At 74.9% G+C, this 13,007-nt stretch carries 13 protein-coding genes; 10 read left to right on the top strand and 3 right to left on the bottom strand.

What is annotated here, in order from left to right; all coding sequences use genetic code 11:
• Window positions 1–37: 37 nt before the first annotated feature.
• Both AC07BS_RS19710 and AC07BS_RS19705 read left to right on the top strand, forming a co-directional pair.
• Window positions 38–1,003 (top strand): DMT family transporter, encoded by a 966-nt coding sequence (locus AC07BS_RS19710; protein ID WP_478640159.1) that lies wholly within the window; start codon window positions 38–40, stop codon window positions 1,001–1,003.
• A 114-nt stretch (window positions 1,004–1,117) separates the two neighbouring features.
• Window positions 1,118–1,618 (top strand): inorganic diphosphatase, encoded by a 501-nt coding sequence (locus AC07BS_RS19705; RefSeq protein WP_478933423.1) that lies wholly within the window; start codon window positions 1,118–1,120, stop codon window positions 1,616–1,618.
• 56 nt (window positions 1,619–1,674) lie between these two features.
• Here the strand turns inward: AC07BS_RS19705 and ssgD are convergent, their stop codons facing one another.
• Entirely contained in the window at window positions 1,675–2,088 is a 414-nt protein-coding gene (gene ssgD / locus AC07BS_RS19700; protein ID WP_478640154.1) for a spore wall synthesis regulator SsgD, read from the bottom strand.
• A gap of 460 nt (window positions 2,089–2,548) precedes the next feature.
• Between ssgD and AC07BS_RS19695 the strand changes: the two genes are divergently transcribed.
• A complete protein-coding gene (locus AC07BS_RS19695) occupies window positions 2,549–3,619 on the top strand; it encodes a WD40/YVTN/BNR-like repeat-containing protein (RefSeq protein ID WP_478640151.1) in 1,071 nt (356 codons plus the stop codon).
• Window positions 3,620–3,650: 31 nt separating this feature from the next.
• Here AC07BS_RS19695 and AC07BS_RS19690 read toward each other — a convergent pair whose 3' ends face one another.
• The gene (locus AC07BS_RS19690; RefSeq protein WP_478640149.1) at window positions 3,651–3,950 is read right to left on the bottom strand and encodes a YciI family protein; all 300 of its coding nucleotides are present in this window, start codon (window positions 3,948–3,950) and stop codon (window positions 3,651–3,653) included.
• Between the two features lie 81 nt (window positions 3,951–4,031).
• Between AC07BS_RS19690 and AC07BS_RS19685 the strand changes: the two genes are divergently transcribed.
• The 7 genes from AC07BS_RS19685 to AC07BS_RS19655 all read left to right on the top strand — a co-directional run bounded on the left by AC07BS_RS19685 (window position 4,032) and on the right by AC07BS_RS19655 (window position 12,052).
• Window positions 4,032–4,733, top strand: coding sequence for an endonuclease V (locus AC07BS_RS19685; protein WP_478933420.1), 702 nt, complete (start codon window positions 4,032–4,034; stop codon window positions 4,731–4,733).
• A 59-nt stretch (window positions 4,734–4,792) separates the two neighbouring features.
• On the top strand, window positions 4,793–5,716 hold the full coding sequence (locus tag AC07BS_RS19680; protein WP_478640144.1) for a dihydrodipicolinate synthase family protein: 924 nt from the start codon (window positions 4,793–4,795) through the stop codon (window positions 5,714–5,716).
• Window positions 5,717–5,758: 42 nt separating this feature from the next.
• A complete protein-coding gene (locus tag AC07BS_RS19675) occupies window positions 5,759–6,148 on the top strand; it encodes an MmcQ/YjbR family DNA-binding protein (RefSeq protein WP_478640142.1) in 390 nt (129 codons plus the stop codon).
• Between the two features lie 119 nt (window positions 6,149–6,267).
• Window positions 6,268–7,419, top strand: coding sequence for a CaiB/BaiF CoA transferase family protein (locus AC07BS_RS19670; protein WP_478933417.1), 1,152 nt, complete (start codon window positions 6,268–6,270; stop codon window positions 7,417–7,419).
• Window positions 7,416–8,558, top strand: coding sequence for an acyl-CoA dehydrogenase family protein (locus tag AC07BS_RS19665; RefSeq protein WP_478933415.1), 1,143 nt, complete (start codon window positions 7,416–7,418; stop codon window positions 8,556–8,558). The genes AC07BS_RS19670 and AC07BS_RS19665 overlap by 4 nt, the downstream gene beginning before the upstream one ends.
• A 51-nt stretch (window positions 8,559–8,609) precedes the next feature.
• Window positions 8,610–9,824 (top strand): acetyl-CoA C-acetyltransferase, encoded by a 1,215-nt coding sequence (locus AC07BS_RS19660; protein WP_478640135.1) that lies wholly within the window; start codon window positions 8,610–8,612, stop codon window positions 9,822–9,824.
• Window positions 9,825–9,874: 50 nt separating this feature from the next.
• Window positions 9,875–12,052 carry a 3-hydroxyacyl-CoA dehydrogenase NAD-binding domain-containing protein gene (locus tag AC07BS_RS19655; RefSeq protein ID WP_478933413.1) on the top strand — a complete coding sequence of 726 codons (2,178 nt, stop codon included), beginning with the start codon at window positions 9,875–9,877 and terminating at the stop codon, window positions 12,050–12,052.
• Window positions 12,053–12,085: 33 nt separating this feature from the next.
• On the opposite strand, the gene AC07BS_RS19650 is transcribed toward AC07BS_RS19655, so the two are convergent.
• Complete coding sequence (locus tag AC07BS_RS19650; RefSeq protein ID WP_478933411.1) at window positions 12,086–12,823, bottom strand: MerR family transcriptional regulator; 738 nt, start codon at window positions 12,821–12,823, stop codon at window positions 12,086–12,088.
• Between the last annotated feature and the right edge of the window lie 184 nt (window positions 12,824–13,007).

The raw sequence follows: 13,007 nt of genomic DNA, 5'->3' as shown, positions 1-13,007 counted from the left end.
GGAGGGGCCGGCGCGGCCCGGGCCAGGGGGGACGGCCATGAGCGCGCTCGTGGCCTCGGTGCTGCTGTGCCTGGTCTCCGCCCTCTGCTATGCCGCGGCCGCCATCGCGCAGGAGCGCGTGGCCGCCACCGGCTCCTCCGGCACGCCCTTCGGCCCGCTGCGCCGTCCGGGCTGGTGGGGCGCCGTCGGCCTGACCGGCCTGGGCGCCGGCCTCCACGTCGTGGCGCTCGCCCTCGGACCGCTCAGCCTGGTGCAGCCGCTCGGCGCCCTGACCATCGTCTTCGCGCTGCCGATGGCCGCGCTCTTCGCCCACCGGGCCGTCGGCCCCGCGGGCCGGCGCGGCGCGTTGCTGGCCACGGTCGGGCTGGCCGGGCTGCTCGGCCTGACCGGGCCGCCCCGCACGGAGTCCCTGGGCGCCACCGAGCGGCCCGTCCTCGCCTCCGTCGTGCTGGGCTTCATCGCCCTGGTGGCGCTCGCCGCGCGCCGGGTGAACCGCCCGGTCGTGCGGGGCGTGACGCTGGCGACGGCGGCCGGCGCGGCCTTCGGCATGGCGTCGGTGTTCACCAAGGACGTCGCGGAGGACGTCGCCGACGGCACGGCCGTGGCCGCCCTGCTGCCGAGCCTGGGCGTCGTCGCCCTGCTCGCCGCGGCCGGCATGCTGCTCTCGCAGGCCTCCTACCGCGGCGCCGGCCTCGCCGCGCCGCTGGCCACGCTGACGGTCGTCAACCCCGTGGTCGCCGCGGCGGTCGGCGTCGTCGCGCTCGGCGAGGACTTCCGCTACGGCGTGACGGGCGGCCTCCTCGCGGGCCTGGCGGGCGCGATGGCGGCGGCGGGCGTGGTGGTGCTGACGCTCCAGGGCCCGTCCGGCGGGACGCGGGAGATCGTGGTGGCCGCGAGGCGGCCGGCGGGCGGGGAAGCGTGCCCGACGGCCCCCCGGGTGCCCTCGCCGCGCTCGCGCGGCCGGTGCCCGGTTCCCACCCGTTCCGGCGGCAAACGCGGCTGAGGGGAAGGGCCTTGCGGCCGGTCACGCGTCCGTCCGGGCGCGGACGCGCCATGGCGCTCGTAGGCCGGCGCACGCCACGATGGTGATCCCGCCGCCTCTCCTCGGAGGAGCCCCATGGACTTCGACGTCGTCGTGGAGATCCCGCAAGGCAGCCGCAACAAATACGAGATGGACCACGCGTCGGGGCGCATCCGGCTGGACCGGATGCTGTTCACCTCGACCCGCTACCCGGCCGACTACGGCTTCATCGACGGGACCCTGGGCGCCGACGGGGAGCCGCTGGACGCCCTCGTACTGGCCGGCGACCCGACCTTCCCCGGCGTCGTCATCCGGTGCCGCGCCATCGGGCTCTTCCGGATGCGCGACGAACGGGGGCCGGACGACAAGGTGTTGTGCGTGCCCTCCGCCGATCCCCGGCACGAGCACCTCAGGGACCTCAGGCACCTGCCGGAGTTCGACCGGCTGGAGATCCAGCACTTCTTCGAGGTCTACAAGGAGCTCGAGCCCGGCAAGTCGGTGGAGGCCGCCCGCTGGGCGGGGCGCGACGCGGCCGAGACGGAGATCGCCGCCTCCCGGGCGCGGGCCGAGCGGGCGGGCCCGGACGAGAGGTGGTGAGCGGCCGTCCCCGGGGCCGCGAGGAGTCGCGGCCCCGGGGACGGCCGCCCCGGGTCTCAGGCCTGGCGCAGCAGGGCCGCCAGGTCGCTGTCCACGTCGAGGTGACCGCCCTCGCCGCCGGCCGGCACCAGCGTGTACGTGCGGGCCAGGAACGCCCGCAGTTCCGGCGTGTCGATCTGCACCATGGCCACGCCCTCCGGCGCGTGGAACTCCAGCACCGTGCGGTGCGGGCCGCACGGCCACACCTGTACGTCGCCGCCGCCCGCCGAGCGCAGCAGCCCCCGGGCCAGCAGTTCCCGGCCGAAGGCCCACTCGACCTCCTCGCCGTCCAGCGAGGCCGCCGGCGGGAAGGCCACGCGCACGGCGAAGGGGTCGGTGCGCCGGTACAGCAGCCGCGCGGGAACCGTCCGGGACGGCGGGGCCGACGCGATGATCCGTGCCTGGACAGCCTGCTCGATGACCATGGACAACGCCAGCTCCCTTGCGGTTGTGTTCCGGTCGTGCTCTTCCGTGCCGTTACGACTCACGACGTCCTCGAGTGAGACGTCCTCGAGTGATGAGACGAGTGAACGATCGCGGTAGTGCACATGATTCGAGCGTGAGCTGCATCACGGCCCTTGAAAAAGAAGACATTTGTGTTCTACGTCAATGAACTTGAAGGAATAAGGCCAAGGGTGGCGTGACGGTGGCGTACTCATGGGGCACACGAGCTCAACGCCGCACCGGCAGCACCGCCCAGTCGCCCTCCGGCGACGGCCCCGCCGTCGTCGCGCACCGACACCACCAGCCGCTCGCCCGCCCTCCGGCTCCTCCCGGCGGCCACGGTCCGGTGGCCAAAAGGATGAAAGTTTGATGGCTTTTGTGCCCTGCCGTACGCGTGGACGCCCGCCCGGGGGTCCGCTAGCTTCCCGCCTCATGAGACGGATGAGGATGTCGTTACGCGGAGCGGCGGCGGTGGTCTGCGGGGCCGCCCTCGCCCTGACGGGCATGGTGTCCCCGGCCCAGGCCGGACCGCCCCCGCACCCGCCCCGGCCGTCCTGGGAGACCCGGGACACCGGCACCGACGCCCGCTTCCGGGGGCTCGCGGCCGTCAGCGGCACCACCGCCTGGGCGGCCGGCACCCGGGGCACGGTCCTGCTCACCCGGGACGGCGGCCGGCACTGGCGCGACGTCTCGCCGCCCGGCGCCACCGGCCTGGAGTTCCGCGACGTGGAGGCGTTCGACGCCCGGCACGCCGTGGTGCTGGCCATCGGCGAGGGCGAGGCGTCCCGCGTCCTGCGCACCGACGACGCCGGAGCGACCTGGACCGAGACCTTCCGCAACACCGACCCGAAGGCCTTCTACGACTGCCTGACCTTCTTCGACCGCCGCCACGGCATCGCCCTGGGCGACCCCGTCGACGGCCGGTTCCGGGTCCTGGCCACCGACGACGGCGGCCGCGCCTGGCGGGTCCTGCCCGCCGCCGGCATGCCCGCGGCGCTGCCCGGCGAGGCGGCCTTCGCGGCGAGCGGGCAGTGCGTGGTGAGCTCCGGCCCCCGCGACGCCTGGATCGCCACCGGCGGCGCGGCCGTCTCCCGCGTGCTGCGCTCCACCGACCGGGGCCGCACCTGGACGGCCGCGGAGACGCCCGTCCCGGCCGGCGACCCGGCCCGGGGCGTGTTCGGCCTCGCCTTCCGCGACCGCCGGCACGGCCTCGCGGTCGGCGGCGACTACCGCGCCGGACAGCCGTCCCCGCAGGCCGCGGCCCGCGGCGGCGACGGCGGCGCGCGCTGGACGGCGGCGGCCCGTCCGCCCGCCGGCTACCGCTCCGGGGTCGCCTGGCTGCCGGGCACCCGGGACGCGGCCGTGGCCGTCGGCCCGGCGGGCAGCGAGGTCAGTACGGACGGCGGCCGCACCTGGCAGGGCTTCGACACGGGCTCCTACGACACGGTCGACTGCGTGCCCGGCGGCTGCTGGGCGGCGGGGGAGCGGGGGCGCGCCGCCCGGCTGCGGACCCGGTGAGACGGGGCGCCCTTCACCGCCCGGCCCGGCGTCAGGAGCGCGGGTCCTGCCGGTAGGGGGCCATGGCCTCCGAGGTCTTCGTCGGGACGAACTCCGTGATCGTGTACTCGCACACGCCGGCCACGGTGAACGGGTCGCTCCGGGTGATCTCCTCGATCTTCTTCCGGTCGTCGCCGAGGGCCAGGATGATGCCGCCGTCGCGGGGCACCTTCCGGCCGGAGGCGATGAAGATCCCGGAGGCGTAGTGGGCGTCCAGCCAGGCGACGTGCTCGGCCAGGGCCGCGTCGATCCGCTCGATGGGGGCGATATAGGTCAGTTCCAGTACGAACATGATCCACAGGCTACTTCGCCGGGTGCCCCGGGGGTGCCCGGCGGCGGGCGTGGCGCGCGTGTCCCGTAGCGTGGGGGCATCATGACCGAGACCCCGCACGCCCTGCCGCCCGACTGGCCCGTCACCGAGGCGGAAGCGACCGCCGTCCAGGAGGAGTTGCGGGGGCGGGTGGTGCTGGACGAGCCGGGGCCGCCGCCCGGCACGCCCCTGGTGGCGGTCGGCGTGGACGTCGCGTACGACGACGAGCGGGACGTCGTGGCGGCGGCCGCCGTCGCGCTCGACGCCCTGACGCTGGAGGTCGTCGCCGAGGCGACGGCCGTCGGACGGGTCTCCTTCCCCTATGTGCCGGGCCTGCTGGCGTTCCGTGAGATCCCCACCGTCCTCGCCGCCCTCGACCGCCTGGACGCGATCCCCGGCCTCGTCGTCTGCGACGGCTACGGCCTCGCCCACCCCCGCCGGTTCGGCCTGGCCAGCCATCTCGGGGTGCTGACGGGCCTTCCGGTCGTCGGCGTCGCGAAGAACCCGTTCACCTTCGCCTTCGAGCCGCCCGGCCCCCGGCGCGGCGACACCTCGCCGCTGCTGGACGGCGCGGAGGAGGTCGGCCGGGCGCTGCGCACCCAGCCGGGCGTCAAGCCCGTCTTCGTCTCCGTCGGCCACCGGGTGGGCCTCGACCGGGCGTGCGAGCACGTCCTGCGGCTCGCCCCGCGCTTCCGGCTGCCGGAGACCACCCGGGCCGCGGACGCGCTCTGCCGGCGGGCACTGGCGGGCACGGCCACTTCCTAGGGCCGGACAGGCCCTGGGGCGCCCTTGACGCCGTCGGCGCGGTGGGCGAGAGTCGGCGCGTGCTGGTGTCCGGGGTCGTCCCCCCGCTCTGTACGCCGCTCACCCCGAGTGGCGAGGTCGACGTCCGCTCCCTCGGCCGGCTGGTCGAGCACGTCCTCGCGGCCGGCGCCCATGGCGTGTTCGTGCTGGGGACCAGCGGGGAGGGTGCCCATCTGGACGACGCCCGGCGGCGGACCGTCGTGGCGGCCGCGGTCGAGGCGGCCGGCGGCCGGGTGCCGGTGCTGGCCGGCGTCATCGACATGACCACGGCCCGGGTCCTGGACCACGCCCGCGCCGCCGCCGCGGCGGGCGCAGACGCGCTCGTCGTCACCGCGCCCTTCTACACCGGCACCCATCCGGCCGAGACCGCCGGCCACTTCCGGCGGGTCCGGGAGGGCGCCGGACTGCCGCTGTTCGCCTACGACATCCCCTCCGCCGTGCACAGCCGGCTGCCGTCGGCGGTGCTGCTGGAGCTGGCCGCGGACGGCACGCTGGCCGGGCTCAAGGACAGCAGCGGGGACCTCGGCTCCCTGCGGCGGCTGCTGGTCGCCCTCCGCGCGGACGGCCGGGCGCCCGGGTTCACGGTGCTCACCGGCTCCGAGCTGACGGTGGACGGGGCGCTGCTCGCGGGCGCCCACGGCGTCGTGCCCGGGCTGGGCAACGTCGACCCGGCGGGCTACGTACGCCTGTACGAGCACGCCCGGGCCGGGCGCTGGGAGGGGGCCGCGGCCGAACAGGACCGGCTGGCCGGGCTCTTCGCCCTGGTCGACGCGGGGGACCCGGCGGTGATGAGCGGGAGCGCGTCCGCGCTGGGGGGCTTCAAGGCGGCGCTGCACGCCCTCGGCGTCATCGACTGCCCCGCCGTCAGCGCCCCCCTGACGCCCCTTCCGGACGCCTCGGCGGCCGAGGTGCGGCGGCTGCTGGCGGAGGCCGGCCTGCTGTAGCGGGCCCGCCGGGCCTCCGGGCGTGGGGCACCATCGGACACGATGATCCTCAAACGTCACACGGAGGCACCAGTGTCCCGCACGAAACGCGCCCAGGTCCGCGACTTCGCCCTCTCCCTCCCCGGCGCCGTCGAGGAGTTCCCCTGGGGCGACGACGCGGTCGTGAAGGTCAACAAGAAGATCTTCGTCTTCCTCGGCACCGAGGGGGACACCGAAGCCCCCGGCATCTCCCTCAAGCTCGCGGACGACGAGGCCCACGGGCACGCCCTGGCCGTCCCCGGCGCCGCCCCCACCGCGTACGGCCTGGGCCGGTCCGGATGGGTGAGCGTCCCGCTGGCCGGCGCCCCCGCCGAGCTGCTGTGCGACTGGGTCGAGGAGAGCTACCGCACCATCGCGCCCAAGCGGCTCGTAGCCCAACTGGACGCCGAATAAAGGGGGGAATGAGGGGCGGTGGGGGCTTGTGGACGGTGGAACACGTTCTTAACATCCTCAACAGCATGAGTGTTACAGCGGTTGTGTCATAGGGCATCGGATCGGACGTGGGGGACCGCATGGCGGAGACGAAGAACAGCGGTCCGCTCACCGGAGTGCGCGTGGTCGAGCTGGCCGGCATCGGGCCGGGGCCCTTCGCCGCCATGCTCCTCGCCGACCTGGGCGCCGACGTCGTCCGGGTCGACCGGCCCGGCGGCCCGGGGCTGCACGTCGACCCGGCGTACGACATCACCAACCGCAACAAGCGCTCGGTGCTCGTCGACCTCAAGAGCGAGCACGGCCCGGCCGCCGTGCTCGGCCTCGCCGAGCGGGCCGACATCCTCCTGGAGGGCTACCGCCCCGGCGTCGCCGAACGCCTCGGCGTCGGCCCCGACGCCGCGCTCGCCCGCAACCCCGCCCTCGTCTACGGCCGGATGACCGGCTGGGGCCAGGAGGGCCCGCTCGCCCGCGCCGCCGGGCACGACATCGGCTACATCGCCGTCACCGGCGCCCTCGGCATGACCGGCCCCGCCGACGGCCCGCCCTACCCCGCCGCCAACCTCCTCGGCGACTACGCCGGCGGCTCCCTCTACCTCGTCGTCGGCGTCCTCGCCGCCCTCCAGCACGCGCGCGCCACCGGCACCGGCCAGGTCGTCGACGCCGCCATCGTCGACGGCACGGCCCACCTCACCGCGATGATCCACGCCATGCTGGCCGCCGGCGGCTGGCAGGACCGGCGCGGCGCCAACCTCCTCGACGGGGGCGCGCCCTTCTACGGCACCTACGAGACCGCCGACGGCGGCCACATGGCCGTCGGCGCGCTCGAACCGCGCTTCTACGCCGAGTTCGCCCGCCTCCTCCGGCTCGGCGAGGCCGCGGAGCTGCGCGCCGACCCCGCCCGCTGGGGCGAGCTCCGCGCGGCCGTGGCCGACCGCTTCCGGCGGCGCACCCGCGCCGAGTGGACCGAGGTCTTCGAGGGCACGGACGCCTGCGTGGCCCCCGTCCTGTCGCTGCGCGAGGCGCCGGACCACCCGCACCTGGCCGCCCGCGGCACGTTCGCCGAGCACGCCGGTCTCACCCAGCCGGCCCCGGCGCCGCGCTTCTCCGTCACCCCCGGCGCCCTGCGCCGCCCGCCCGCGCGGCCGGGGGCCCACACCGCCGAGGTGGCCCGCGACTGGGACGTGCCCGGCCTCGAACCGACCGAGCGGCAGAAAGGCAGTCCCGACCGATGAAGCGTGAGATCTTCACCGCCGACCACGAGGCCTTCCGGGAGACCGTGCGCGCCTTCCTCGCCAAGGAGGTCGCCCCGCACTACGCGCGCTGGGAGGAGGCCGGCGTCGTCGACCGCTCCGCCTGGCTGGCCGCGGGCCGCCAGGGCCTGCTGGGCCTCGCCGTGCCCGAGGAGTACGGCGGCGGGGGCGAGCCGGACTTCCGCTACAGCGTCGTGCTCTCCGAGGAGTTCGCCCGGGCCCAGGTGGCGGGCCTCGCCGTCCCGCTGCACAACGACATGGTCGGCCCGTACCTCACGGGCCTGGGCACCGACGAGCAGAAGCGCCGCTGGCTGCCCGGCTTCTGCTCGGGCGGGACCGTCACCGCCATCGCCATGACCGAGCCGGGCGCCGGCTCCGACCTCCAGGGCATCCGTACGACCGCCGAGGACCACGGCGACCACTGGCTGCTCAACGGCGCGAAGACCTTCATCTCCAACGGCATCCTCGCCGACCTGGTCGTCGTCGTGGCCCGGACCACGCCGGAGGGCGGGGCGAAGGGGCTGAGCCTGCTCGTCGTCGAGCGGGGCACTCCGGGCTTCGAGCGGGGCCGCAACCTCGACAAGATCGGCCAGAAGGCCCAGGACACCGCCGAGCTCTTCTTCCGCGACGTGCGGGTGCCCAAGGAGAACCTCCTGGGCACGCTCCACGGCGCCTTCGGGCACCTGATGGCCAATCTGCCGCAGGAGAGGCTGAGCATCGCCGTCAGCGCCGTCGCGGCCGCCGAGCGGCTGCTGGAGACCACCACCGGCTACGTCAAGGAGCGCGAGGCCTTCGGCCGGCCGCTGGCCGCGCTCCAGCACATCCGGTTCGAGATCGCCGAGATGGCCACCGAGTGCGCCGTCACCCGCGCCTTCCTCGACCGCTGCGTGACCGAGCACACCCGGGGCGAGCTCGACGCGGTGCACGCCTCGATGGCCAAGTGGTGGGCCACCGAGCTGCAGAAGCGCGTCGCCGACCGCTGCCTCCAGCTGCACGGCGGCTACGGCTACATGAGCGAGTTCCCCGTGGCGCGGGCCTTCACCGACGGCCGCATCCAGACGATCTACGGCGGCACGACCGAGATCATGAAGGAGATCATCGGCCGCTCGCTGCTCTCCTGACGCCCTCCCGACGCCTTCCCCACCCGCCATTTCCCCGAAAGGCCCACGCCCTTGACCACCGAAGCGTACGTATACGAGGCGATCCGCACCCCGCGCGGGCGCGGCAAGGCCAACGGCGCGCTGCACGGCACCAAGCCCGTCGACCTCGTCGTCGGCCTCATCCACGAGCTGCGGCGGCGCCTGCCGGGGCTGGACCCGGCCGCGATCGACGACATCGTGCTCGGCGTCGTCAGCCCCATCGGCGACCAGGGCTCCGACATCGCCCGCATCGCCGCGATCGCCGCCGGGCTGCCCGACACCGTGGCCGGCCTCCAGGAGAACCGCTTCTGTGCCTCGGGCCTGGAGGCCGTCAACCTCGCCGCCGCGAAGGTCCGCTCCGGCTGGGAGGACCTCGTCCTGGCCGGCGGCGTGGAGTCGATGTCCCGGGTGCCCATGGCGTCCGACGGCGGCGCCTGGTTCGCCGACCCGATGACCAACGCCGAGGTGAACTTCGTCCCCCAGGGTATCGGCGCCGACCTGATCGCCACCCTCGGCGGCTTCTCGCGCACCGACGTCGACTCCTTCGCCGCCCGCTCGCAGGAGCTGGCGGCGGCGGCCTGGAAGGACGGCCGCTTCGACCGCTCGGTCGTCCCTGTGCGCGACCGCAACGGCCTCGTGGTCCTCGACCGCGACGAGCACCTGCGCCCCGGTACCACCGTGGAGACGCTCGCCGCCCTCAAGCCCTCCTTCGCCACCATCGGCGAGCAGGGCGGCTTCGACGCCGTCGCGCTCCAGCAGTACCACTGGGTGGAGCGGATCGACCACGTCCACCACGCGGGCAACTCCTCCGGCATCGTCGACGGCGCCGCGCTGGTGGCCATCGGCAGCAAGGAGGCCGGCGAGCGCCACGGGCTGCGGCCCCGGGCCCGGATCGTCTCCGCCGCCGTCTCCGGCTCCGACCCGACGATCATGCTGACCGGCCCGGCGCCCGCCACCCGCAAGGCACTGGCCAAGGCCGGGCTGACGATCGACGACATCGACCTGATCGAGATCAACGAGGCGTTCGCGGCCGTCGTGCTGCGCTTCGCCGAGGAGATGGGCGCCGGGCTGGACCGGATCAACGTCAACGGCGGCGCCATCGCCCTGGGCCACCCGCTGGGTGCCACCGGGGCCATGCTGCTCGGCACCCTCGTCGACGAGCTGGAGCGGCGGGAGAAGCGCTACGGACTGGTCACGCTGTGCGTGGGCGGGGGGATGGGGGTCGCGACCGTCATCGAGCGCGTGTGAACGCGCCCGCCCCCGGCCGGACCCCCACCCCACCCCTGGAGACCGTGAACATGACCGAGTCAGCGCAGCCCACCACCATCCGCTGGGAGCAGGACGGCGACGGCGTCGTCACCCTCGTCCTCGACGATCCCCGGCAGTCCGCCAACACCATGAACGAGGCCTTCGCGGCCTCCCTCGCCGCCGTCGCCGACCGCCTGGAGGCGGAGCGCGACTCCGTCCGGGGCGTCATCGTCACCTCGGCCAAGAAGACCTTCTTCGCCGGGGGCGACCTCCGCGAGCTGATCGCCGCCACCTCCGCCGACGCCCAGCGCGTGTTCGAGGCCGGCCTGGCCGTCAAGCGCGACCTGCGGCGCATCGAGACGCTCGGCGTGCCCGTCGTGGCCGCCCTCAACGGCGCGGCCCTCGGCGGCGGCTACGAGATCGCCCTCGCCTGCCACCACCGCGTCGCCCTCGACGCGCCCGGCTCGAAGATCGGCCTGCCCGAGGTCACCCTGGGCCTGCTCCCCGGGGGCGGCGGCATCACCCGTTCCGTACGCCTCCTGGGCATCACCGACGCCCTGCTGAAGCTGCTGCTCCAGGGCACCCAGTACAGTCCCCGGCGGGCGCTGGAGGCCGGGCTGGTGCACGAGGTCGTGGCCGACGCCGACGAGCTGACGGCCAGGGCCCGGGCCTTCATCGAGGCCCACCCCGAGGCGCGGCAGCCCTGGGACGAGAAGGGGTACAGGATCCCCGGTGGCACCCCGGCCAGTCCGCGCTTCGCCGCCAATCTGCCGGCCTTCCCGGCCAACCTGAAGAAGCAGACCGGCGGCGCCCCCTACCCCGCGCCCCTCGCCGTCATGGCAGCGGCGGTCGAGGGCTCCCAGGTCGACTTCGAGACCGCCCAGGTCATCGAGGCCCGCTACTTCACCGGGCTGGTCACCGGGCAGACCGCCAAGAACATGATCCAGGCGTTCTTCTTCGACATGCAGGCCGTCAACTCCGGCCGCAGCCGCCCCCAGGGCGTCGAGCCGCGCACCGTCCGCAAGGTCGCCGTCCTCGGCGCGGGCATGATGGGCGCGGGCATCGCCTACGCCTGCGCCCGGGCCGGCATCGAGGTCGTCCTCAAGGACGTCACCGTGGAGAACGCGCTCAAGGGCAAGGCCTACTCCGAGGGCCTCCTCGCCAAGGCGCTGGCCAAGGGCCGTACGACGGAGCGTCAGCGGGACGAGCTGCTGGCCCGGATCACCCCGACCGCCGACGTCGCCGACCTGGCTGGCTGCGACGCCGTCATCGAGGCCGTCTTCGAGGACCCCGCGCTCAAGCACAAGGTCTTCCAGGAGGTCCAGCACGTCGTGGCGCCGGACGCGCTGCTGTGCTCCAACACCTCCACCCTGCCCATCACCCTGCTCGCCGAGGGCGTCGAGCGGCGCGCCGACTTCGTGGGTCTCCACTTCTTCTCGCCCGTCGACAAGATGCCGCTGGTGGAGATCATCAAGGGCGAGCGGACCGGCGACGAGGCGCTCGCCCGCGCGTTCGACCTGGTCCGGCAGATCCGCAAGACGCCGATCGTGGTCAACGACTCGCGCGGCTTCTTCACCTCGCGCGTCATCGGGCAGTTCATCAACGAGGGCGTGGCGATGGTCGGCGAGGGCGTCCCCGCCGCCTCGGTCGAGCAGGCCGCCGCCCAGGCCGGCTATCCGGCCAAGGTGCTCTCCCTGATGGACGAGCTGACCCTCACCCTGCCCCGGCGCATCCGCGAGGAGGGCCGGCGCGCGGTCGAGGAGGCCGGCGGCACCTGGACCCCGCACCCGGCGGACGCCGTCATCGACCGGATGGTCGACGAGTTCGGGCGCACCGGCCGCAGTGGTGGGGCCGGCTTCTACGACTACGCCGACGGCCGGCGCGCCGGCCTGTGGCCGGGCCTGGCCGAGCACTTCGGCGGCGAGGGCGCCGGGATCCCGTTCGCCGACATGAAGGAGCGGATGCTCTTCGCCGAGGCGCTGGACACGGTCCGGTGTCTGGAGGAGGGGGTGCTGACCTCCGTGGCCGACGCCAACATCGGCTCGATCCTCGGCATCGGCTTCCCCGGCTGGACGGGCGGCGCGCTCCAGTACATCAACGGCTACGAGGGCGGCCTGCCCGGCTTCGTGGCCCGCGCCCGGGAGCTCCAGGAGGCGTACGGAGAGCGGTTCGCGCCCCCGGCCCTGCTGCTGGAGAAGGCGGAGCAGGGCGGGACCTTCACGGACTGACCCGCCGCGCGGCCGCGTACGGGGGCGGCGCCGTCAGTCCCCGTACGTGGCCCGCAGCTCCTCCTTGAGCGACCGCTGGAAGGCCGTCACCAGCGCCTGCACCACCAGCGGCTGCATGTGGGCCGACAGCGACCGCATGGCCTCGACCTCCTCCGGGTCGCTCTCCCGCGCGCTGTAGGGGCCCCAGACCTCGTCGTGGAAGAGCCGGGTCAGCTCCCGGGCCGTGGCCCGGGCGTGATCGGTCAGCACCGCCCTGGCCGCTCGTATGGTCTCCAGCGGCATGGGCAGGTCCAGCAGCTGGACGCCCAGCCCCAGCAGACCGGGGTCCACCCGGAAGGTGTCGGCGTCGCCCTCGGTCCGCTCCAGGACGTTCATGGCGGCGAGCCGGTCGATGTCGTCGTCGGTCAGAGACCGTCCCGCCCGGCGCTCCAGCCGGTCGCGGGGCGTCTCCTCGGCCTCGTCCGGGGTCCAGGAGGCCACCAGGGCGCGGTGGATGGCCAGGTCGTGGGCGCTCAGCCCGGCGGGGAGCCGCCGCAGGTAGCGCTCGATGGCGGACAGGGTCAGCCCCTGGCGTTGCAGCTCCTCGATCAGCGCCAGCCGGGAGAGGTGGTCCGGGCCGTAGCGGCCCACCCGGCGCGGGCCGATCTCGGGCGGGGGCAGCAGGCCGCGGGTGCCGTAGAAGCGCACCGTGCGCACGGTCACCCCGGCGCGGGCCGCCAGTTCGTCGACGGTCAGGTGCGCTTCCGCCGTGTCCCCGGCTTCGGTGGCCATGTGCCGTGCCCGCCTCTCTGTCGCGCCCTTCCGGTGCAACAGTATTGCTGTGCCACCACCGCTGTGAAACCTCGCGCCCGGACGACGACACGGGGCGGGGGGGGGGGGGGGGGGGGGGGGGGGGGGGGGGGGGGGGGGGGGGGGGGGGGGGGGGGGGGGGGGGGGGGGGGGGGGGGGGGGGGGG

The sequence above is a fragment of the Streptomyces sp. NPDC044063 genome, assembly GCF_056434285.1.
The sequence above is the reverse complement of the archived record's forward strand: the minus strand, read 5'-3'. Positions and strand labels throughout refer to the sequence as shown.